We start from the raw sequence: 22,226 nt of genomic DNA, 5'->3' as shown, positions 1-22,226 counted from the left end.
TTGTATAGGATATAAACTATATTTTTCTGAAACAATTATACAATCTAGGCTGGATATCAATAGTGATCCAGTCTCTCTTTATTGTTATACTGGGGCAGTTAATCATTAGATGGATTAGTAGGGCTTTATTGTGATGCTAGAATATCGTACTTATAAATAATAGTAACGATGAGTCTGATGCTACAAAACAGTGCATCAAATGTCGGACGGTAGATGTCAACTCTTGCTATTCTATAGATGAAAGGAGGTTGGGAAATGGATACGCTTAAGAGCATGAATGATGCAATGAGGTATATAGAAGATAACCTTACAAACGAAATTGATTTCAACATGGTGGCAAAGGTTGCACAGTGTTCTGAATATCATTTTAAAAGGATGTTTTCTTTTCTCGCAGGGATTACATTATCTGAATACATCCGCAGAAGACGTCTCAGTATGGCCGCATTTGAGCTCACCAACAGTAATATAAAAGTCATTGATGTGGCAATTAAATATGGATATAGTTCTCCGGACTCTTTTACTAGAGCCTTTCACAATTTACATGGAGTAACACCTTCTGAATCAAGAATCAATGGAATGCACTTAAAAGCCTATCCACTAATGACCTTTCAACTATCAATTAGAGGTGGGGATGAGATGAATTACCGAATCGAACAAAAAGAGGCATTTAACATAGTAGGTATCATGAAAAGGGTTCGAATTAAGTTTGAAGGAGAAAATCCAGAAATCACAAAAATGTGGCAATCCTTGACTATGGAAAGAATAGAACAATTAAAGAAACTCTCGAATATTGAACCTGAAGGGATGATACAAGCATCAACAAATTTCTCAGAAGGACGAATGGAAGAAAAGGGAGAGCTTGATCAGTATATAGGGGTGGCAACAACAGAAGAATGCCCCGAAAACTTTTCAAATCTAGTAGTTCCTGCCTCCACATGGGCGGTATTTGAATCCACTGGTCCTTTCCCTAGCACCTTACAGGAAACTTGGGGGAGAATTTATTCTGAGTGGCTGCCAACTTCTAATTATGAAGTAACAAAAGGACCTGAAATTTTGTCGATTAAAAGTAGAGATTTAAATTCAACTTCAGTAAAAACAGAGATTTGGATTCCAGTCGTAAAAAAATAAATTATTTAAAATTTCTGAGCTGTTTCGGCAGCTCTTTTTTTATTTTTGCAAAGGCAGGATTATAGACTGTGACTACGAATATGAAATTCCCTATACTATTCTAACGTTTATTTTCCTAATATACATATAGCCCATAACAGATGGCGCCTATTGATAATAAAACAACTGCTGAACCGCAAACAACTCTGGTATTATCAAGTGCACCATCTTCATTAAAAAAGAATCCTTTAATATTTCTAGTTAAATCAATAAATACCGTTAAAACATCCATTGATAATCCCTCCTAGAAAAATAAATAAGTGTATTAGATATATAATAACAGAATATATGGAATATTGCGGATGAAAAACAATGAATTGTAAAAAATGTATTTCAGACAATATCAAAAGATAGATTAATTGGAAAAATTCTCAAATTAGTGTTAGTCTGAAATAGACTAAATAAAGGGAAAAGGGATAATAGTGTGGACAATTTAGAGAGTGTATATCAGGAGTTACAAAGAGTAAGCCATATCAATCAATTAATCCTAGATTCCGTTGCGGAAGGCATTTATGGTATTGATCTTGATGCCAATGTGATTTTTTGGAACAAATCTGCGGAGAATCTTACGGGTTTTACGATTGAAGAATTCAAAACGAACAACCTTCATGAATTGATTCATCATACTAATAGACAAGGAGAATTTGTCCCAATTACTAGCTGTCCTGTTTATCATGCTCTTAATAGTGGAAGCAAACTCTTTATTGATGATGATATTTTCTGGACGAAAGAAGGGACTAGCTTTTCTGTAGAATACACCGTAAATCCCATGTTCGAGCATGGCAAGCATGTTGGAACAGTATTGACCTTCCGCGATATGACAGAAAAAAGAAAGACGGATGAATTACTTCTTCAATGGGAGAAATTATCCTTAGTTGGAAAAATGGCAGCAGGAATAGCTCACGAGATAAGGAATCCATTGACTTCACTTAAAGGCTTCTTACAATTAATTGCTTCAAATCCGGCGGTGAACGAAGAATATATTTCTATCATGAATTCGGAGTTCAATCGCATTGAATCTATCATTAAAGACTTACTTATCTTTTCAAAACCCCAAAAAGAACAATACTCAGATTGTAATTTAATTGAGCTTATTGAACAAGTTATCTTTTTAATGGAGCCCCAGGCTGCCTTAAATAATGTTGAAATTAAGACAGAGTTTCAGGATCATCCCATTACATTGTATTGCATACCACACCAAATTAAGCAAGTTGTGATGAACTTAATTAAAAATGGCATTGAAGCCATAGATCATGGTGGGAAAGTTCTCATCGAAGTACATAATGAAGAACATCAGATTATCCTAAAGATTAAAGACAGTGGGAAAGGGATGTCAGAAGAAGAATTACAAAAATTAGGGACTCCCTTCCATTCTACAAAAGAAAATGGGACAGGTCTGGGTATGATGATGACTGAGAATATTATTGAAAATAATCATAATGGAAAAATCTCAGTTGAGAGTGTCGAAAATAAAGGAACAACGATCACAATCAAATTACCTAAATTACACAATTAAAGAGTTAGAATGACTTGTTCCGTTAAATAAATAATTGTAATATAAAAGTGAACTGGAAATTTGTAGCTAGGGTTCCGCTACCAAAGGTAGGGCAGTGACCGAGGGCTATTTCTTTTACAAAAGTAAAAGGCACCTATTGACATAAAAGGTCCGAGGGGAAAGGTTCAGCGTATTTGTTATGCGTTGACATCTTTCTCTTTGGACCTTTTTTATTTATAAGGAGGTTTATATGAAAAAAATTGATGCTTTAAAAGCGGGTGTAGCAATTATTATTTTGAATAAGGAGAAGGATCAAGTATTGTTGCAAAAAAGGTCAGATGTAGGTCTTTGGGGAATTCCATCTGGGCATATAGAAATTGGGGAAACTGTTTCCGAAGCTGCGATTAGGGAGGTAAAAGAAGAGACAAATCTAGATATCAGGATAAAGAAGCTGATTGGTGTATATTCGGATCCTCTATCACAGGTATTTGAATATCCAAATGGTGAAATCGTGCACTTTATCACAACTTGTTTTCTTGCTGAGATTATTGGGGGAGAACTTCAATGTCACCCAGATGAGTCGTTAGAAATAAAGTTTTTTGATCTAGGCCACCTACCGCAAGACTTATTAACGATGCATCCGAGGTGGTTAAAGGATGCTTTATCGAATCAGATGTCGGCTTTTATTCGTTAATAAATAGCAGGAGATTTAAGAAAGTAGATGAATATTATTAGAGAATTGCTTTTCAAGTTAGGAGGATTCATATTTGGATATCCAATCTCTTAATATCACGTATATCATTGTATTAATTGTCACTGCTCTTGTTTGTGGGGTGGTAGGAGTGATTGTGACAAAAAAATTCAACAATCACAAATTGGGATTTTTGATTTTGCTTTCTGTAAGTTTGCTTGCTTTTCTTCTTATTACAAATTGGTATGCTGGAGCCTTTGTGAAAATTCTACTAGTAACCATTCCGCTAATATTTAATATCTTTGGGGCAGCAATAGGCTATATGGTTTATTTAATCATTGCATTTTTTGTTCTAAGGAAAGTCAGTAAATCGTTTGCTATTAACTTAAATTGAAGGTCGTAAATGAGCCAAACCCAGTTTGGCTCATTTCTTCTTATTATAGGGTCTTTCATTAAATAATCTGTAATCCGCACTTACATGACAGAATGCGCATTTACATGTGGTTGATTTCTCTTGAGTGTTATTTAATTTAGCTATATGCGGAACATCAAGAGTATTAAGTCCGTCTTTTACATGTCTTGGACAAACCGCTACCATTCATTTCCCTCCTCTTTAAGCCGCAGCAGCTTCAGTTGAGCTTCGTTTTTTATAAACGATTTTGCTTAGAGAAATACTTACTTCATACAGAATAAATAAAGGAATAATGACTAACACATCCGAGATAAAGTCAGGTGGTGTGATGAGTACAGAGATGGCTACAAGGAGAAAATAGGCAAATTTCCTTCCTTTGATTAGCTTTGCTGGATTAATAATGCCTAGTCTGGTAAGGAACATAACAACAGCTGGCATTTCAAATAAAAATCCAAATGGTAAGGTCAAATGAAGCATGAATTGAAAATACTTTTCCGCGGTGAAGAATGTTTCAAATTGATCTCCAGCTATTTCTAATAAAAAGGAGAGAACTAATGGAAAAAGAACAAAATAACCAAAGGATATCCCTAAAATAAATAGAAAAAACAAAGCTGGAATAAACAGTAAGGTTGGTCGTTGTTCCTCAATTGATAGAGCGGGTTTGATAAACTTCCATACCTGATAGGCAGCAACAGGAATCGTAATAGCAACAGCAATAACAGTTGCAATGACCATATAAACCCATAGGATATCCCCAGGTCCAAGTAAAGCTAATTTTCCATCTAAGTCTTTTACTAAATAATCATAGAGATCTCTGACAAAAATTAAAGACCCAATCAGAGCTAACATAAATATAAGTAACGTTATCATAATTCGTTTGCGTAATTCTGCTAAATGGTCAGTGAGTTGCATTACTTCTTTTTCCATTTAGGTACCTCCTTCCATTAGAAAAGATAGATGTAGATAGGTAAGTGAGCTACCTACATCTATCTGTCTGTTAGCTTCCTGTTTTTTTGTTTGTTTGATCAATTGTATGTAGTGTTGATTTTTCTTCTGTTTTTGATTGGCTATCGTCACCATTCACTAATTCACGAGTTGCTTTCTTAAATTCCTTTAAGGTTGTTCCGAATGCTCGGCCAATTTCAGGTAGTTTTGATGGACCGAAAATAATAAGTGCAAGGACTAATAAGAGAATTAATCCAGGGATTCCAATGTTTTGAAGCATAGTTGAACCTCCTTTTGATGTGAAAAATTATAAGTTTATTCCGTGACGCTCAAATGCTGCCGCTTCTAGAACAGACATCCCTTGTTCCTTTGCCGCCTTAGCTACCTTTTCTGAAATCTCTGGTGCAAGATTTGCAGGTGCAGCAAAGGACATTTCTCTCGCGCGAGAAGAGTTTCTGCGTTGGAATGGTCCCCAAATAGCAAAGGTAATGCCTGGTGTTTGAATATTGACAAATAGTGTATTTCCGTCTGGTGAGAAGGTAGGACCGGCGAATTCACTATCATTTAAACGGTTGGCACCAAACGGATAGATTTTGCCTTCTGGGGTCACTCCCATAATGCGGTCTTGTCCAGCGCCATCTTCTACAAACCAAAGGTCACCCCAAGGAGTACAGCAAATATTATCCGGATACTCCATGTCTCGAGCATCATTTCCTTCATAGAAAAGCTCTAATGTATTCGTGTGAGGAACATAACGATAAATGCGTCCAAGCTTCTTTTCACCAGCAGAGGTATCATCAAACCAGAACACTCCCTCTTGGAAGAAGGCTCCCTCAAGTCTTGAGAATTTAATGCAGTTTTGTGCATCAGCCTCTTCACGGCACCAATGAGGATCTACTTGCTTCCAAACGATTTTAAATGTTTGACCTGTTTTGAAATTGCTTGCAGCTGGATCTGTTACAGCTTCAATTGCTGCTGCATAAAGCGTACCGCCTTTTTGGAGTGAACCAGGCTTTTGGCTTAAGTCATTAGGTATAAAACGGTAAAGGTAACTTGGGCTAGCATCCTCAGTCAAATATACATAGCCTGTTGAAGGGTCAATCGCACAAGCTTCATGAGAGAAGCGACCCATCTCCTTAATAGGCGTTCTCGATAACTCATTTTCTGGCTGCTGAGGATCTACCTCGAATACATATCCATGTCCTTCAGAACGGTCTTCTTCACAAGTTAGCCATGTGCCCCAAGGGGTTGCTCCACCAGCACAATTTCGAATGGTTCCTGAAGAGGTCACATATTCTTTCTGAACTTTGCGGTTCGCTCCTACAACAAGAGCGGTTGTTCCACCTTGAGCATTTGCATCATATGGATTGCGTCCAAATGCTTGTCCTCTTGATAATTCATGATTGCGCACAAGAACAGTCGTATTATTCGGACCTTCGAATGCAGCCATTCCATCAAATGCGCCAGGGATTTTGCTACCGTCTGTCATTAACTCGCCTTCTCGGGACAGGATTCTGTAATGAAAGCCTGTTGGAAGATCAAGGATTCCGTTCGGATCAGGAACTAGTGGACCATAACCTCCAAAGCCACTAGTTGGATTATTTCCTTTGCCAGCAGCTGAAGCCTTAGATTGTTCACCTACTGACAAAAGTCCAGTTGTACCTAAAGTCAACGCAAGTGTACTCATGCCACCTACCTTTAAAAAATCTCTTCTGTTTAACCCGTTCTTTTCCATTTGATTGCCTCCGTAAATGTAATAGTTTAATAGGATGTCAAAGCATGAAGCCTTGAATCTATTAACTAAGTTATAAGATGAAGGTAAATTTATAATGAAAACACTATTAAAGTAGTGTTAACGTCAAAAAATAGATAAAAGGATTGGTTTTTATGGAAAAAATAGGATGTGGTTTGTGCGTTTGAGGGAGTACAAAGTACGGATAAATGAAACGAAGAAATAGAAATAGGGTAATTTCCCCATAACTTAGGATATATATGGCTTAAATAAAGGCAGGTAAATTCTTGTTTTTTGTAAAGCTCTAATTAATTTTTTGTAAAAGTGCGGTAGATATAGAAAAGACCACCAAAAGTTTGATGGCCATTAATGGAGTAGTTGCCTTAATTTTTCAACATGTCCTCTGTTTGTGTTAATAACATCTTCAACAATCTGTTTGCTCGTTGTATCTAAATCCCCTTTTACAAGTTCCTCTGAATAATGTATGCCATAGTTATCGATTCCTTTTATCGCATCCTCGATGATTTTGGTCTTATCATGAGGTAACATGACTTTATGCATGAAACTATGCATTGAACCAGAAACTCCTTCATCATCAGCAGGGATTCCTCCTAGGTTCTGAATACGTTCAGCAATTTTGGAGGCATTTTGCTTTAATTCCTGCTGCATATCTTGGAAGTTTGCCCTTAAATCATCATGATCTAGCTCTTGTATGTAATGCTCAAAAGAACGTACACCCATGTAAGTTCCTCTTAGAAGAGTATTTAATTCTTCTACAATTACATCATTAGTCATAGTAACACATCCTTTTTCTTAGTTTGCTTCTCCCGGCTAGGATTATTCTACGTGTTTTCAAAGCTATGACTGGAAGTAAAATGACAGTATAAGAAAATAATGCTAACATTATTATGCGAGTATTGTGTGAAAAGGGGGGGTATTATGAAAAAAGTGGCTGGGATTGCCATCATTATTTTTAGTTTATTAATAGCTTTAGGCTGTGCATTGAGCTTTCGAAACGATTTAGTTTTTGCTAACTTTCTGTTATGGCTGATTAGTTTTCCTCTCTATATTCTGGGTCAGATAATGAGAACTTCAAAGGCTGAATTTAAGTACCGCGGAAAAAGATGGGTATTGATCTATATCTTTTTCTTTTTTATTCTCCCTCTCATTCTTAATTTACAACAAGGTTATACTGATTTGAAGAAAAGTACATTTATAGATGAACAGTTTATTCTATTTGAATTTTCATCAGGTTCACTAGGAGAGTGGTCAGTCCTTCTATTTATGATTTTGATTATCCTCTTTGCGCTTCGATTTCTTAGTCCAGAAATCAAACGAAAAGGGTTATTAAATACGATCATAGCGGGGATGGTTCTATTCGTTGTTGGATTCAATTATGTCATGTTCAATGATTATAGGGGAGTACACGAAGAACAGGGCTTAGTGTCGAGCAACTGGAATGGTGAGAAGGAAATGATATCGTTTGGTGAGATTGAGAGTATTCATATTAAACCATATACACATTTTGCGAATCTCAATTTGCCTTCCGATGAAACAAGATTTGCTTGGGAATTAATCTTTCAACCTACTCATCTAGAGAATGAAATATACCATTTTTCATTCATGACAGAGGAAAATTTAGAAGAAATGATAGATATAGCAGCAATAGCTAGGGAATATGAGATTCCATTTAATGTCGGAGAAATGGATCAAACAACATTGAATTGGTTTGAATTTGATTTGGATTTAGAAGGATTAGATGATGAACGTTATTATGAGCTTTTTCAAGTGAATAAATAGGGGGGTGGAGAGTGTGAATATTAGAAGAATAGGTAAGGATGAAACCCCACCGATGAATCTGTTGTTGCTAGCAGATCCTTCTCGTCAACTCGTTGAGGAATATTTAACAGCTGGAGAATGTTTTGTTGCAGAAAGTGATGCTCAGATTCTTGGCGCGTATATAGTTCTTCCAACTAGTCCAGGCACGATGGAATTGGTGAATATTGCTGTTTCAGACGAGCATCAAGGGAAAGGAATTGGAAGAAGCTTAGTCATGCATGCGATTGAAACTACTAAAAGGAATGGATATAAAACCATAGATGTTGGTACAGGAAATTCAAGTATAGGACAGTTGGCTTTCTATCAAAAATGTGGTTTTAGAATGACGAGTATTGATCAAGACTTCTTTATTAGAAACTATCCAGAAGAAATCTTCGAGAATGGGATACAGTGTAGGGATATGGTTCGTTTATCTAGAAATCTATAAATCATAATTTCAACTACACAAAATACTTAATGGAAGAAAGTTGGTAATGATGAAATTAGTAAAACCATCTTTAATTTATAAAGAACAAATCATGGCATATCGGAAAGCTTTTTTTTATTCAGGAGAGCATCTATATGGGGGTTCCTCGCTACAAAACTTTGAGGAGTTTGAAGAGTGGCTTGAGAAAGTGAAAGATCAGGAAATAGGTGAAAACTTACCACCTAATCGAGTTCCCGCAACACAGTTTCTTAGTATTGATAATGGAGAGTTAATCGGTTTAGTGAATATACGTCACCAATTAACACCGAAACTGATGATGGAAAGCGGACATATCGGTTATAGCGTACACCCCGATTTACGAAGGATGGGATATGCTACTAAGCAACTACACTTTTCTTTAATAGAAGCCAAAAAGTTTGGGATGGAGAAAGTATTGATTACATGTGATAAAACCAATATTGCTTCTGCAAAAACAATTCAAAAAGTAGGGGGCATATTGGAAAATGAAGTGCTATCCTCGGACACAAATGAAGTTGTCCAGCGATATTGGATAAGTTTGACTTAGATATGAAAGTTTAATATCCATTGTTAAAAAAATGTGTAAAGGGGATTTAGGATGTATGAAACACGGTGGATCACAAAGGATGAAATAACTATTGTGGCAGATTATTGGTATAGAATGGCAGCTGAAATGGGTGAGGTAGATGGTATACCAAAGCCTGATGTAACTAGAAAAGAAGAAGTTGAAAAGCTCTTTCAAAGAGAATTTGATTCCGGTCTTCTTAGATTCAGAGTCGCAGTAGCTGAAGATAATCATATTGTTGCTTGTGCAGGAGGATTACTTAGGGAGGAATATGCCTTTCCACTTGCAGAGGAGCAAAGTTTGTTTGGTTGGGTAATAGCAGTATATACTGTAGAAAATCACCGAAAAAATGGGTTAGCGCATCAACTGGTAGATGATATTTGTTTGTGGCTTAAACAAAAGGGAGCAACACGAGCAAGATTGTGGTCAAGCATAAAAGGAAGAAAGGTTTATGAAGATCTTGGATTTGAAGATATGTTGGATATGTCTAAGTCACTAGAATCATAAGAAGGAGGAGAAGCCATGACATTACAGCAGCTTAAATATGTAATTGAAGTAGCGAGAAGTCGTTCCATTAATAAAGCGGCACAGAGGTTATTTATTAGTCAGCCAAGTCTTTCGAATGCATTAAAGGAGCTGGAGGAGGAAATAGGGATATCAATCTTTTCCCGAACGAATAAGGGGATTGTGATCACACCTGAAGGCTCTGAGTTTCTAGGTTATGCAAGACAGGTGGTGGAACAGGCAGAGTTGCTTGAAAATCGGTATACGAATGCAAGGTCACCACAGCAGAATTTCTCAGTATCTGCACAACACTATGCCTTTGCAGTAAGTGCTTTTGTCCGATTATTACAGGACTATGACCGTGAGGAATATGAATTCACCCTTCGAGAAACAAAGACCTATGAAATCATTGATGATGTGAAGAATCTGCGAAGTGAAATTGGTATCTTATATGTGAATGATTTCAATAAGAATGTGATTCAAAAGTTTCTGCGAGAAGGAAATTTGAAATTCCATGAGCTGTTTGAAGCAAAGCCACATGTATTTATTAGCTCATCAAATCCTTTGGCGAAGCAGGATTATGTGACATTAGACGATTTGGATCCTTACCCGTATCTATCCTTTGAACAGGGAGATTACAATTCCTTCTACTTCTCTGAGGAAATCCTCAGTACCCTGTCACGTCCAAAGAATATAAGGGTGAGCGATCGGGCCACGTTATTCAACCTACTGATTGGATTAAATGGATATACTATTTCAACAGGAGTCATCAGTCAGAAGTTAAATGGAAAAGACATTATTGCTGTACCACTGAAGGTCGATGAACGGATTAATGTTGGCTATATTACACATAAGAATGTGACGAATAGTATGCTTGCGGATATTTATATTCAATATTTAAAGGAAAGCGTTGAAGTAGAGCTAAGTTAGTTATAGTTTTAAGCTATAACAAGAGATAGTTTTTACGTGTTACATTATAATGCGCTTGTCATGCTACACTTACTTTAGATTAAATCACATGATAATAAAAAAGCTGTTTTCGAATATATTGTTGCTTTTAATACCGCAGCCTGAATACACTCCGCGTCCTGTGGGGTGACCGGTGAGCCTCCTCGTCGCTAGTGCTCCTGCGGGGTCTCACTTTGCCCACGTATCCCACGGGAGTCTCCGTGTATTCAGGCTGCTAGAAATATCATTCTCAATTAATTCATCTCAAAACAACAACAAACTTGAGAAAACAGCAAAAAATGAAAGTAGGGATTATGTATGACAAAAACGTTAGTTAAAGCTCCTTTCAGAGCGGACCATGTTGGAAGCTTATTAAGACCAGAATCAATTCATAAGGCAAGAAAGGATTTCCAACAAGGAACAATTACGGCTCAAGAGCTGCATGCAATTGAAACAGAAGAAATCAAAAAAATCGTTGATAAGCAGATTGAGGTTGGATTGCAAGCAGTAACAGATGGAGAATTCCGCCGTAGATTCTGGCACACTGATTTCCTTGAACATTTAAATGGTGTAGAGGGCTATGTTCCTAGCACTGGGTTTGCCTTCAAAGGTGAGGAAACAGAAAGATATGATGTTCGTGTTATTGGGAAAATCTCATTTAACCAAGATCATCCACATATCAAAGACTTTATCGAATTCAAAGAGATTGTTGGAGATCGTGCTGTTGCAAAACAAACGATTCCAAGTCCTAATCAATTATTTAATGCAGGAATTCGTAATCTAGAAATCTATCCAGATCTTGAAGAGTTTGCAAATGATGTAATTCAAACATACCGTGATGCGATTAAAGCATTCTATGATGCTGGCTGCCGTTACTTACAATTAGATGATGTGTATATTGCGGGTCTTAACGCACCGGAAATTCCATTTAATGATAGTGGTTATTCACGTGAAGAATTAATTAACCTAGCTTTACGAGTGGCAAATGGTGTATTAGAGGATAAGCCAGAGGATCTTACTGTAACTACTCACCTTTGCCGTGGGAATTATCGTTCAAAGTGGGCATTTGAAGGTAGCTATGCAAAAATCGCTCCGACTCTATTTGCGAAAGAAAAAGTAAATGGATTTTTCCTAGAATATGATGATGACCGTTCTGGTGATTTCGGACCATTGGAATTCATTCCAAATGACGGGCCACGTGTGGTACTAGGTGTTTTCACATCCAAGCATGGTCAACTTGAAGATAAGGAAAATATCAAAGCTCGTGTTGAAGAAGCAACGAAATACGTGCCATTAGAACAAATATGCATCAGCCCACAATGTGGATTTGCTTCTACTCATCATGGAAACATTCTGACTGAAGATGAGCAATGGGCAAAGCTGAAATACATCGTTGATATTTCAAAAGAGATTTGGGGATAAGGATGAAGAGAGCGAACACCAGTAGATGGTTGTTTGCTTTTTTTTTGGAAGTTTACAATACACAAGTTTATATTACAGTTATAATTGAAATACTATCATTAAATTGGTATATTAATTTATACATAAGTAATCTATGAAGTGATCAAGTAAATAAGAATTGTGAAACAGAAAATATAACCTTGGCTGAGAGTTATATCACCGCTTCTTATTGAAACCTACCACGGAGATGTTAGATCAAAACTAACCGAGTCGTTTCGTTATAAACGTTAGAGGACATAATGTGATTATGTCGAACTAAGGTGGTACCACGTCTAGAAGCATAAGGACGTCCTTTATTGGACTCTTTATGCTTTTTTATTTAGGCTGTTTTTCATAAAGAGTTGTTTTCAAATCCGCAGCCTGAATACACTCCGCGTCCTGTGGGGTGACTGGTGAGCCTCCTCGTCGCAAGCTCCTGCGGGGTCTCACTTTGGCCACTAGTCCCACGGGAGTCTACGTGTATTCAGGCTGCTAGTACTTCTTTTTCAAATTTTATATGAAAGCAACAAATCATAAGAAATAACCTTTTTTATGACTACATTTATTTTACATTTTGCAGGAGGAAAAAAGATGTCACAGAACACAAATGATTTTACAAAATGGTATATTGACACAATTCAAAAAGCGGATTTAATGGATTACACTCCAGTTCGTGGTTGTATTGCCTTCAAGCCTGATGGCTATGAATTATGGGAGCATATTCAAACAGAGATGGATAAGCGCTTTAAAGAAACGGGCCACCGTAACGCTTATTTCCCAATGTTAATTCCAGAATCCTTCTTCCAAAAGGAAAAGGACCATATTGAAGGATTCTCACCAGAGCTTCCATGGGTAACTGAAGCGGCTGGAGAGAAATTAGAAGAGCGTCTAGCATTACGTCCTACATCAGAAACAATGATTGGACACTTGTATTCAAATTGGATTAAGAGCTATAGAGATCTTCCGGTTCTAATCAACCAATGGGCGAATGTATTCCGTTGGGAGAAGAAGACTCTACCATTCATCCGTACGTCTGAATTCTTATGGCAGGAAGGTCATACGGCTCACGTTGATGAAGAGGATGCGCGTAAGGAAACAATGCAAATGTTGAACATCTACAAAGAAGTGGTAGAAGGTTTACTTGCGATTCCAGTATATGATGGTCAGAAGACTCCATTAGAACGCTTTGCTGGTGCGGTTGATACGTATTCAATTGAAGCGATGATGAAAGACGGAAAAGCTGTTCAAGCGGGTACTTCACATTACTTAGGTACTAAGTTTGCAGAAGCATTTGATATCAAATATTTAACAAAAGAAAATAAGCATCAACACGTGCATACAACATCTTGGGGTACATCAACACGTTTAATTGGTTCAGTAATCATGGTTCACGGGGATGATCAAGGTCTTGTATTACCACCAAGAATCGCACCAACTCAAGTAGTGTTAATTCCAGTGGGACCATGGAAAAAGAATCCTGCAATCATTGAGAAATTAGATGAGGTCTTTGCTGCATTAAAGGCTAAAGGAATTCGCGTCCGTCTGGATGATTCTGATCAATCACCAGGTTATAAGTTCAATGAGTGGGAATTAAAAGGTGTTCCTGTTCGTGTTGAGCTTGGTCCTAGAGATTTAGACAATAATCAAGCGTTAATGAAAGCTCGTGATGAAGCTGACAAAATTTCTGTACCTTTAGAATCAATTGTTGAGCGCATTGTAGAAGAACTTGAAACAATGCAAACTCGTCTATTTGAAAAAGCAAAAGCTTTCCGTGAGAAGAATTCACATACTCATATTGACTCTTTAGAGCAACTAAAAAATCATATTGAAGAATCAGAACAAAATGAAACTATTCCAGGTTGGGTATTAGCAGGTTGGTGTGGAGACAATGCTTGTGAAGAAAATGTAAAAGATGAACTGAAATTCACTACACGTAACATACCATTTAACCCACCTACAACAAAGCACACATGCTTAAATTGTGGCAAAGAATCTAAACATACTGTTTGGTTTGCACGTGCTTACTAATTTATATATAAGGTAAGTTTCGCAAGAGAAAGGCACTAACAAAGTTAGTGTCTTTCGATATATATAATACTTTTAAATAAAGTCTAAGGAGACAGAGTTTATGCAAATGAAAGAAATGAGGGAGAGTCTAGCAGAATTATCTGCAGAGGAAGCGAAATCGCTACTTTTTCAAATGTATTTACGAATGAATCTTTTAAAGGAAACAGGTTACTCAGAGAGGGAATTTATAAACGATGTGGGAAAGATTTTCGAAACGGTGTCTAAATTAACAAATGAAAGAGAAGACGTGAAGAAGCATGTACAAGCCGAGAAGGTTCATATTCTCTTTGGTCTTTCTAGTGCTGGCTCGTTAAGAATGGCTTTAAAGAAAATGAAGGTCCATGAAGCGGAGCAGATTATTTCCTTTCGGGATATCTTTTCGATTGGTCCGATTGAGCAACTACATGAAAGAAGTGGGCAGGAAAGAAGAATTCACTGGATGAACAAAGTGATGAATGCAGATGATGATTTTCCAGACTATCTTACTGGATTTTATAACACAATCAATCTAATAACATCAATTCCGGAACATGTGCCAATTATGATTTGGACTTCTGATAGCGCGCATGAACAGATGGGGTTAAGATATGCTCTCTATCTATTAAAGGACAAAACAAATGACATTAAAGTGATCAATACTACTAAAGCACATGCTGAACATTTTAGTCGCCCGGATATTCAATATACCATTCTATCTTCAGGAGAACTTTTCCACGAACAACTACAGATGATATATGAACAAAGTCATCCAAAGACTTTATCAGAAGATGAAAGAAAAGAATTAGAACAAGAGTGGCTAGCCCTTGCTGAAACGAATGAAACCTTACGAATTTGGAGAAATGGACAGATTAAAAGTGTTGAAGAGGATTATTTTGACAAATACATCATAAATTTGGCGAAAAAGCTTCAGTTAAAACGAGGTAGAGATGAAGAGACAGAGTTATTCATGAAGTCCGCAAGGTTAATAGGAGAAGTGATAGGGCATTTGGATCAATATATTGGTGATCAATTCTTCGAATATCGACTAAGAATGCTGGTAGACAAGGGTGTTTTTGAGATGAAAGGCGATATGAAGGCGATGCGGTTTTACAGCGTGCGACTAGCCGATCACATATGAGATTCAAATTAATTGATTGTGAGGAAGAAATGAGAGGGACAAACCTATTCAATTCTTTCTTCACAATGACATTTATTGTCTTGGAGCAAATAACATTACTGAAACACCCAATAAGCATATTCCAGCACCTACCCAATCATATAAATCAGGAGTTTTGCGATCAATTCCCCATCCCCATAATACAGAAAGAACGATAAAAACTCCTCCATAAGCAGCATAGACTCTACCGAATGAAGGGAATATTTGGAATGTGGCAATCACACCATATAAAGCTAAGGAGATTCCTCCGAACACGCCCCAATAATAGGGCTTTCCTTCTCTTAACCATAGCCAAATAAGATACCCACCACCAATTTCAGCAATTCCTGCTAACAAAAATAATACAATGGCATAAATCAACCAATGTCCACCATCCTTTAATGAAAAACAATTGAAACAGCACTATATACTAACAACAAAGCCATAATTATGTTAAATGGTTTCCTATGTTGTAAAAGTACTTTTTGAAAAATAGAACCAAATAGGCTCCAACAAGCTGAGCTGATTAACCCTACAAACCCTAGAAAAAGCGAGATAATCACATAATTTATGTAGGAAGAGTAATATGGGAGAATAAAAGTTGAAACGACTGTAATGCCATAAAGAATCCCTTTAGGATTTATGAATTGAACGAAAGACCCAATCAGAAAAAGGCTTTTAGTAGAATTCTCATTATCCTCATTTGGACTGTCCTTGCTTGTAAGTGTCTTATAAGCTAAATATAACATATAGCTTACTCCTAAAATAGTTAAAGGAATATTGATGATTGGCAATATAGTAATAAGTAAATGGTTGAAAAAACTACATAATAAGGTAAGAATAAAAAAACCTACTGCTACGCCAAGACAAAACTCCATTGATTTCTTAAATCCAAATTTATTAGCAAAAGTCATCGCCATAAAGTTATTGGGACCTGGAGTAAAGCTACTGATGAATACAAATAACAAGAATGATAATAAAGGCATTATGGAAGCACTCCTTTATATGATTTTTGTTATATTGTACGTTATATTCATCCCTTGGAGTGAAAAATAAATTAAATATTTAAAAAATGTAAATAAAGAGTAGGCAGGTTTTAATCTAGGATTTATGCTTCTTTCACATTCATTAATTCTATTTCAGTACAATAAAAGTGTAAGGTTTCTCCTTCATAGTCAATCACTTCATATTTCTTATCTTCCCAACCTCTGTCACTAATATCATAAATTCCAATTGAGAGTTGCTGAAAGAGTCCGCCACTTTCAAAGTGGATGCTATTTGGATGGTAGAAACGGAAGCTAGCAATGTATTGCTTTTCTTTTTTCCAAATTAAGAAATCAATATCAAGTAGACAATGGTTTTCAAAAGGTTTGCTTCTTTCGAAATTTAGATGGAAACCAACAATTGACTCTATATTTTGTAATGAAAAATCATTCAGTTGACCTGTTATATGGTTACTATTTGTGATCATTTCTAAACCCTCCAATATCTATTTTCCTTAACGCTGTGGAATGTTTTGTTTAACGAGCTTCAATGTCGCTACAATTAGAAAACTGACAATGACTAATAAGACCCAGGAACTCACTTTTCCAAGATGAACGAGACTCCATGTCTGAATTTGGTTTGGATATTTCCATGCACTGAGGTATGTTGCAATATTCTCCGCAATCCAAATAAAAAATCCAATCAGTACAAAGGAAAGTGGAAGCGGCATTCGGTAACGAGTTCCACCTACCTCATATGCAACCCAAGATTTCCAAAAGATGATGATGACAAGTGCAGACAACCACCAACGAATGTCTATCCAATAATGATGAGTGAAAAAGTTTAAATAAATGGCTGATGCAAGTGGAACAACGATCAAAAATGGTGGCCATTGAATGAGTTCAACTTTCATTCTCCGCCAAGCCTGACAAAGATAACTCGCCACACTGGCATACATGAATCCACTATACAAGGGTACCCCGTAAACCTTGAAATACCCTTCCTCTGGGTATGACCAGGACCCCATATGAGTCTTGAAGATTTCAAGTGCAAGCCCAATAAGATGGAACAAGGTAATCACTTTTAATTCATCCCGTGTCTCTAGTCCGGAATGCACCATCCACCACTGCATCAAAAGGAAGATGACTAGTAGCCAATCATAACGTGGGAGGAATGGCAATGGAATGAATTTTGTAAAAGCCAAGGAACCAAAAATAACGACAGGAAACAGACATGATTGTGCCTGTATCCATCCAAAACGGATGAGTTGATGGAAAGATACCATCATCTGAGTTTTAAATAATTTTTTCTGAGACATAGGTTGAGCAGGTGAATTCATAACTAACTCCTATCAAATCTCTTTGTTAAGATAAATATTAAAATAAAATTTATCGTTTTGCAATAAATAATTATTAATTTTTATGTTATTTTTATTGTTAAAAAGATAATTTATAGGTGTGAGGTATATGGGGGTGATTTTCAAATTTAATTTGAAAGCGCTAAATTCTTGTGTTATAGTTGAGACAATAAATTGAGAAGGGATGATGGGTGATCGATGTATAACTAATCCTATTGTTTAAAAAAACGTATATAACGTAAAAAAACAAACAGGATTAGTCTGCCCATTTATCTACAATGAACGGTTTCACCTACAGTAAGTAGGTGTATTTTGCGACGAATCCTACCATGCATGATCGGTAGGATTTTTTCATTTTCTGGAAGGCTAATCCTCGTGTAGAGGTGAATCTTATGGAATTATGTCAATTTCATCATGTATCAATGGCTTTTGAAGAACAAATCTTATTTCAAGAAGTAAATATCTCACTTCAAGTAACAGACATTGTCGGTATCATCGGAGCAAACGGTACTGGTAAATCAACGCTTTTACAAATGTTAACTGAAAGGATACAACCTACATCTGGAACAATTAAGTGGGTTGATTCAAAGGAAGTGACATTTGTTGAGCAGGAGGTCGAGAGTGTAGAAAAGATGACTTACACTCCTATGCATCAAAAATGGAATGTACCAAATAAGCCATATAATGAACTAAGTGGTGGTCAACAATTAAAGTATCGTTTAGTGAATGGCTTACAGAGACGTTCCCCAGTATTACTACTTGATGAGCCAACAAACCACTTAGATGAGAAATCAGTAGCTCGTTTAATTAAGGAAATTCGGATGTATAAAGGAACTGTCGTCATTGTAAGTCATGATCGATATTTTTTGGACCAAGTGACAACGAAAATCTGGTCTATCGAGGACATGAGTATATTCGAGCAGAAGGGGAATTATTCTCATTATATGCAAGTTCGTACGGAGCGTCGTAAAGCACAACAACATGCTTATGAGAAGCAGCAGAAAAAAGTCGCTATGATTGAATCGCAATTAAATCAACTGAAGGGCTGGTCACATGTGGCTCATCGTGATTCAACAAGAAATGAAAATGCAGGGGTTATGGGTGCAAAAGAGTACGAACGTTTGGCGGCAAAGCGAATGGATAAACAAATCAAATCGAAACGAAAATTACTAGGGAAGCAATTGGAAAAAGAAAAAGTTGAGGCTGTTTCTGAAGAGCATCAAGTGGTATTTGAATTTAACCCCGTTGAAAAAAGAGGGAATCGGATGATTCTATGTGAACAGGTATCCGTTTCATATGGTGATCAAACCGTAATAAAAGAAGCAACATTTCAGCTGATGCATGGAGAGAAAATGGCGATCATTGGACCAAATGGAGCAGGAAAAACAACGTTGCTAAAAGTATTACTTGGACGTATTACGCCTAACTCAGGTACGGTCTGGATAACACCTTCAGCAAAGATTGGCTATTTATCACAAACAGTCTATGATTTACCGCTTAAAGAAACACCTGCAAGACTGTTCGAGCGTGAAACATTTGATGAACGTGGAAAGGTTCAGACCCTGATGAAGAATTTAGGCTTCTCAGCTCATCAATGGCAGCAACCAATCCAGAAAATGAGTATGGGTGAGCGTGTAAAAATAAAATTAATGCAGTACATCTTACAAGCAACGGATTTATTGATTTTAGATGAACCAACGAATCATTTAGATTTACCGTCCCGGGAACAATTAGAGGAAACACTTAAGGCTTACCCATGTACGTGCATCATTGTCAGTCATGATCGCTATTTCCGTGAAAAAGTAGTAGATGACTCGCTTGAAATCAAAGGGAAGGTATTAACTCGAACCCAAGTGGTAGAAACAATTAATAATAGCCAAATGGAAAGAATGCGACTAGAAACTGAGGTTCAATTTGTCCTAGGCAAATTAAGCTTACTAACCCCAAACCATGCAGACTATTCGAAGTATGATGAACAATTCAAAAATCTCACAAAGCAATTAAACAGTATTGGGAAAGATAGCAAGGATTGAGATGAAAAAAGGGAATCCGAATGAAGGATTCCCTGTTGCAGAGTCTGTATTGTTTTAATCAATGATTGTATGTCACTTAAAGAAGGCATGCCTCAATCTAAATGATACAAAAAATTAAATTATAAGTCTATTTCTTTTTATTGAAATATGAAAAAATAAAGTTGTGCACAGATAGCGTAACGTTACGACTTTCTTAGAAATGAGGCGTAATATCATGAGACAACTGACAACCGATGAAGCCATTAAACGATGGGATTTGAATGCAGAGGCATTTACAGCAAGTTATAACGAACATGGAGATATTTATAGAAAAGTATTGCTCAATCCATCAATCTTCTCATTAATAGAGACAATTGATGGAACAACTATTCTTGATGCAGGCTGTGGAGAAGGATATTTAAGTAGACTGCTTGCTGAAAGAGGAGCAAATGTTACAGCTGTTGATTATTCTACAAAAATGCTTGAACTCGCCAAAACGAAAACAACCGCTGAGAGTGGGATATCCTATCATTATGGAAATTGTGAAAATCTAGTTTTTTTAAGTACTAAAACCTTCGATATGATTATATCAAATATGGTGATTCAAGATTTGGCTGATTATGATGCAGCACTAAGTGAAATGTATCGTCTGTTGAAAGACAATGGATATTTCATCTTTTCGATTCTTCATCCATGTTTTATCACACCGGAAAGTGGATGGATAAGAAATTCGGAAGGGAAAAAACAGTATTGGAAAGCTGATCATTATTTTCACGAAGGCATGTACGAGCAGAATATGCTGTCAGAGGCAGAAGAAAAAATAGTATATTATCACCGAACGTTAACAAGTTATATGAAAGCAATCACTAAAGCTGGTTTTACGCTAGAAGCGTTAGTAGAACCAAAACCGTCCAAAGAGATGCTCGATAAATATCCGCAGTTCGAAGAAGACTTAAAGATAGCTAATTTCATTGTATTTAAAGTTAGGAAATAGCTGTCATAAGATAGCACCGCAAAACGTAGAAGTGTCATGTGTTTGCGGTGCTAATAAAGGAGGAAATGACGTTGAAATTCTATGTTGCATCTAGCTTTAAGAATATAGAAAATGTGCGATATGTTAGTGATCAATTAAAAAAGAATGGTTATAAGCATACATATGACTGGACTCAACATGAAAGAGCTTCAACAATGGAAGAGTTAAAGTCAATTGGTCAGGCTGAAAAAAATGCAGTACTAGCAGCAGATGTCATCATCGTTCTGCTGCCTGCAGGGAAGGGAAGCCATATTGAACTCGGAATAGCACTTGGGCAAGGTAAAAAAATCTTTCTGTATTCTCCAAATGAAGAACTAAATAATTTTGCTACAACCAGTACTTTTTATCATTTGTCAGAGGTGAAAAAGTGCTTTGGAACACTGGATGAATTGGTGCATGAAGTGATAAAGCAAACGAAGGATTATTGATTTCTAAAGTCGAATTTATCAGTTGGAACATGAAGTGAATGTCCGTTAATAATGACTGTATCGTTATCGACCCATTCAATACTGACTGTATCTTCACCATTGTTCCAATAGATGTTTTTTGTTTTACCTGGTTGATTGTTAAATAATAATTCTCCTCGTATAGCATAGGATGTTGTGGCGCCCCCATTTGTAACGAACGCTTTTAATGTATATGTGCCGTCTGGAGATGATTCTTCAGTAAGATATTCTCCAGTTGGTAACCTACTCATATCAAAGAACGCCCAATATACTCCATAGCCAATGAAACCAATAAATAATAGGCTAACAATCAGAGCTGTTTTAAGGATCCGTTTTTTATTTTTATTTAGGTTAGCATACATGTCTTGACCTCCACCATTTAATGAAATTCTTATAAATCTAGTATCAATATTTCTTTCTAATGACCAAATGTTCAATAATATTACTGTTAGCTGAAATCATATGTAAGATGCCTTCTGGATAGGTTGGTCTTGTACTAAGTTCTTCAAGGGTTTTCCAAGTTAAGATAATGTTTTGATTATGCTCTTCTTTGTGTGTTATGACAGTCATATGTTCTACACTCGGTGCCGCACACCAATGGATTAAGGTGCAATGATGCACTTCCATCCCGTCGTATTCAAGCAAACTTTCATTCACACAAGCCAACTCACCAACATATATATCTAAGTCAAATTCTTCAATAAGTTCTCTTTTTATTGCTTCAGTAGCAGTCTCACCGAATTCAATGCTCCCGCCTGGAAGACGATAAAAATTTTCATCGATATCACATTGTATTAGTACCTGGCTTTTATCTTCGTTAAAAATGATAGCTTCCGCTCTTAGTAGAGGTCTATTCAATTTCTCACTTCCCATCTAGTTCCTTCAATCACCTTACATTTGATATGATTAAGATAATATTCGTTACGAATGGTCATTTTCCTCTAATTGGACATTGGAAATAAACCTATAACTATCGGAATCTACAAAACCAATATCTTTTTTTCCTTTT

Annotated in this window: 27 protein-coding genes and 1 other annotated feature; of the genes, 15 read left to right on the top strand and 12 right to left on the bottom strand. The window is 36.6% G+C overall.

All coding sequences use genetic code 11. The annotated features are described in order from the left end of the window. Positions 1-255: 255 nt before the first annotated feature. Positions 256-1,128, top strand: a complete 873-nt coding sequence (locus F7888_RS12190) for an AraC family transcriptional regulator (RefSeq protein WP_191779856.1) — start codon at positions 256-258, stop codon at positions 1,126-1,128. Between the two features lie 115 nt (positions 1,129-1,243). On the opposite strand, the gene F7888_RS12185 is transcribed toward F7888_RS12190, so the two are convergent. Continuing rightward, positions 1,244-1,399 (bottom strand): hypothetical protein, encoded by a 156-nt coding sequence (locus F7888_RS12185; RefSeq protein ID WP_191779854.1) that lies wholly within the window; start codon positions 1,397-1,399, stop codon positions 1,244-1,246. A 192-nt stretch (positions 1,400-1,591) separates the two neighbouring features. Here F7888_RS12185 and F7888_RS22935 point away from each other — a divergent pair, with 192 nt between their 5' ends. The 3 genes from F7888_RS22935 (at position 1,592) to F7888_RS12170 (ending at position 3,747) form a co-directional block, all read left to right on the top strand. Further along, positions 1,592-2,683, top strand: coding sequence for an ATP-binding protein (locus F7888_RS22935; protein ID WP_191779852.1), 1,092 nt, complete (start codon positions 1,592-1,594; stop codon positions 2,681-2,683). Positions 2,684-2,912: 229 nt separating this feature from the next. Further along, positions 2,913-3,356 carry an NUDIX domain-containing protein gene (locus F7888_RS12175; protein ID WP_191779850.1) on the top strand — a complete coding sequence of 148 codons (444 nt, stop codon included), beginning with the start codon at positions 2,913-2,915 and terminating at the stop codon, positions 3,354-3,356. Between the two features lie 73 nt (positions 3,357-3,429). Further along, entirely contained in the window at positions 3,430-3,747 is a 318-nt protein-coding gene (locus F7888_RS12170; RefSeq protein ID WP_191779847.1) for a hypothetical protein, read from the top strand. Positions 3,748-3,777: 30 nt separating this feature from the next. Here the strand turns inward: F7888_RS12170 and F7888_RS12165 are convergent, their stop codons facing one another. The 5 genes from F7888_RS12165 to F7888_RS12145 all read right to left on the bottom strand — a co-directional run bounded on the left by F7888_RS12165 (position 3,778) and on the right by F7888_RS12145 (position 7,237). Beyond that, complete coding sequence (locus F7888_RS12165) at positions 3,778-3,951, bottom strand: hypothetical protein (protein WP_191779845.1); 174 nt, start codon at positions 3,949-3,951, stop codon at positions 3,778-3,780. 15 nt (positions 3,952-3,966) lie between these two features. Further along, positions 3,967-4,692 (bottom strand): twin-arginine translocase subunit TatC, encoded by a 726-nt coding sequence (tatC, locus tag F7888_RS12160; protein WP_191779842.1) that lies wholly within the window; start codon positions 4,690-4,692, stop codon positions 3,967-3,969. A gap of 70 nt (positions 4,693-4,762) precedes the next feature. Next, the gene (locus F7888_RS12155; RefSeq protein WP_191779840.1) at positions 4,763-4,990 is read right to left on the bottom strand and encodes a twin-arginine translocase TatA/TatE family subunit; all 228 of its coding nucleotides are present in this window, start codon (positions 4,988-4,990) and stop codon (positions 4,763-4,765) included. A 27-nt stretch (positions 4,991-5,017) separates the two neighbouring features. Beyond that, positions 5,018-6,445 carry an alkaline phosphatase PhoX gene (locus F7888_RS12150; protein WP_191779838.1) on the bottom strand — a complete coding sequence of 476 codons (1,428 nt, stop codon included), beginning with the start codon at positions 6,443-6,445 and terminating at the stop codon, positions 5,018-5,020. Between the two features lie 363 nt (positions 6,446-6,808). Then, positions 6,809-7,237, bottom strand: a complete 429-nt coding sequence (locus F7888_RS12145) for a DUF2383 domain-containing protein (protein ID WP_191779836.1) — start codon at positions 7,235-7,237, stop codon at positions 6,809-6,811. Positions 7,238-7,381: 144 nt separating this feature from the next. Between F7888_RS12145 and F7888_RS12140 the strand changes: the two genes are divergently transcribed. From F7888_RS12140 to F7888_RS12105, 8 genes are all read left to right on the top strand, one after another. Further along, positions 7,382-8,242: a hypothetical protein gene (locus F7888_RS12140; protein WP_191779834.1), complete on the top strand. Its 861-nt coding sequence runs from the start codon at positions 7,382-7,384 to the stop codon at positions 8,240-8,242. Between the two features lie 13 nt (positions 8,243-8,255). After that, positions 8,256-8,708 (top strand): GNAT family N-acetyltransferase, encoded by a 453-nt coding sequence (locus tag F7888_RS12135; RefSeq protein ID WP_191779832.1) that lies wholly within the window; start codon positions 8,256-8,258, stop codon positions 8,706-8,708. A gap of 49 nt (positions 8,709-8,757) precedes the next feature. Beyond that, positions 8,758-9,273 (top strand): GNAT family N-acetyltransferase, encoded by a 516-nt coding sequence (locus F7888_RS12130; protein ID WP_191779830.1) that lies wholly within the window; start codon positions 8,758-8,760, stop codon positions 9,271-9,273. A gap of 51 nt (positions 9,274-9,324) precedes the next feature. Continuing rightward, positions 9,325-9,798: a GNAT family N-acetyltransferase gene (locus F7888_RS12125; protein ID WP_191779829.1), complete on the top strand. Its 474-nt coding sequence runs from the start codon at positions 9,325-9,327 to the stop codon at positions 9,796-9,798. Positions 9,799-9,813: 15 nt separating this feature from the next. Next, positions 9,814-10,725, top strand: a complete 912-nt coding sequence (locus F7888_RS12120) for a LysR family transcriptional regulator (protein WP_191779827.1) — start codon at positions 9,814-9,816, stop codon at positions 10,723-10,725. A 336-nt stretch (positions 10,726-11,061) separates the two neighbouring features. Further along, positions 11,062-12,165: a 5-methyltetrahydropteroyltriglutamate--homocysteine S-methyltransferase gene (locus F7888_RS12115; RefSeq protein WP_191779825.1), complete on the top strand. Its 1,104-nt coding sequence runs from the start codon at positions 11,062-11,064 to the stop codon at positions 12,163-12,165. 124 nt (positions 12,166-12,289) lie between these two features. Beyond that, positions 12,290-12,501, top strand: a binding site (T-box leader). A gap of 273 nt (positions 12,502-12,774) precedes the next feature. Then, a complete protein-coding gene (gene proS / locus F7888_RS12110) occupies positions 12,775-14,211 on the top strand; it encodes a proline--tRNA ligase (protein WP_191779823.1) in 1,437 nt (478 codons plus the stop codon). A 100-nt stretch (positions 14,212-14,311) separates the two neighbouring features. After that, positions 14,312-15,367 (top strand): DUF1835 domain-containing protein, encoded by a 1,056-nt coding sequence (locus F7888_RS12105; protein WP_191779821.1) that lies wholly within the window; start codon positions 14,312-14,314, stop codon positions 15,365-15,367. 72 nt (positions 15,368-15,439) lie between these two features. Here F7888_RS12105 and F7888_RS12100 read toward each other — a convergent pair whose 3' ends face one another. The 4 genes from F7888_RS12100 to F7888_RS12085 all read right to left on the bottom strand — a co-directional run bounded on the left by F7888_RS12100 (position 15,440) and on the right by F7888_RS12085 (position 17,654). Continuing rightward, the gene (locus F7888_RS12100; protein ID WP_191779819.1) at positions 15,440-15,766 is read right to left on the bottom strand and encodes a YnfA family protein; all 327 of its coding nucleotides are present in this window, start codon (positions 15,764-15,766) and stop codon (positions 15,440-15,442) included. 17 nt (positions 15,767-15,783) lie between these two features. Next, positions 15,784-16,371: a LysE family transporter gene (locus tag F7888_RS12095; protein WP_191779817.1), complete on the bottom strand. Its 588-nt coding sequence runs from the start codon at positions 16,369-16,371 to the stop codon at positions 15,784-15,786. 122 nt (positions 16,372-16,493) lie between these two features. Beyond that, on the bottom strand, positions 16,494-16,856 hold the full coding sequence (locus F7888_RS12090; RefSeq protein ID WP_191779815.1) for a hypothetical protein: 363 nt from the start codon (positions 16,854-16,856) through the stop codon (positions 16,494-16,496). Between the two features lie 27 nt (positions 16,857-16,883). Beyond that, positions 16,884-17,654 carry a DUF817 domain-containing protein gene (locus tag F7888_RS12085; RefSeq protein ID WP_191779992.1) on the bottom strand — a complete coding sequence of 257 codons (771 nt, stop codon included), beginning with the start codon at positions 17,652-17,654 and terminating at the stop codon, positions 16,884-16,886. Between the two features lie 464 nt (positions 17,655-18,118). Between F7888_RS12085 and abc-f the strand changes: the two genes are divergently transcribed. From abc-f to F7888_RS12070, 3 genes are all read left to right on the top strand, one after another. Continuing rightward, positions 18,119-19,759, top strand: a complete 1,641-nt coding sequence (abc-f, locus tag F7888_RS12080; RefSeq protein ID WP_191779813.1) for a ribosomal protection-like ABC-F family protein — start codon at positions 18,119-18,121, stop codon at positions 19,757-19,759. Between the two features lie 214 nt (positions 19,760-19,973). Then, the gene (locus tag F7888_RS12075; protein WP_225228761.1) at positions 19,974-20,732 is read left to right on the top strand and encodes a class I SAM-dependent methyltransferase; all 759 of its coding nucleotides are present in this window, start codon (positions 19,974-19,976) and stop codon (positions 20,730-20,732) included. 71 nt (positions 20,733-20,803) lie between these two features. After that, positions 20,804-21,199 (top strand): nucleoside 2-deoxyribosyltransferase, encoded by a 396-nt coding sequence (locus F7888_RS12070; RefSeq protein ID WP_191779809.1) that lies wholly within the window; start codon positions 20,804-20,806, stop codon positions 21,197-21,199. Here the strand turns inward: F7888_RS12070 and F7888_RS12065 are convergent. Next, the gene (locus F7888_RS12065) at positions 21,193-21,579 is read right to left on the bottom strand and encodes a DUF5412 domain-containing protein (RefSeq protein ID WP_191779807.1); all 387 of its coding nucleotides are present in this window, start codon (positions 21,577-21,579) and stop codon (positions 21,193-21,195) included. The genes F7888_RS12070 and F7888_RS12065 overlap by 7 nt on opposite strands. 43 nt (positions 21,580-21,622) lie before the next feature. After that, positions 21,623-22,075 carry an NUDIX domain-containing protein gene (locus F7888_RS12060; RefSeq protein ID WP_225228760.1) on the bottom strand — a complete coding sequence of 151 codons (453 nt, stop codon included), beginning with the start codon at positions 22,073-22,075 and terminating at the stop codon, positions 21,623-21,625. Between the last annotated feature and the right edge of the window lie 151 nt (positions 22,076-22,226).

It is taken from the genome of Litchfieldia stipae, from assembly GCF_014837155.1.
In the GTDB taxonomy this organism is placed as follows: Bacteria; Bacillota; Bacilli; order Bacillales; family Bacillaceae_L; genus Litchfieldia.
The sequence above is the reverse complement of the archived record's forward strand: the minus strand, read 5'-3'. Positions and strand labels throughout refer to the sequence as shown.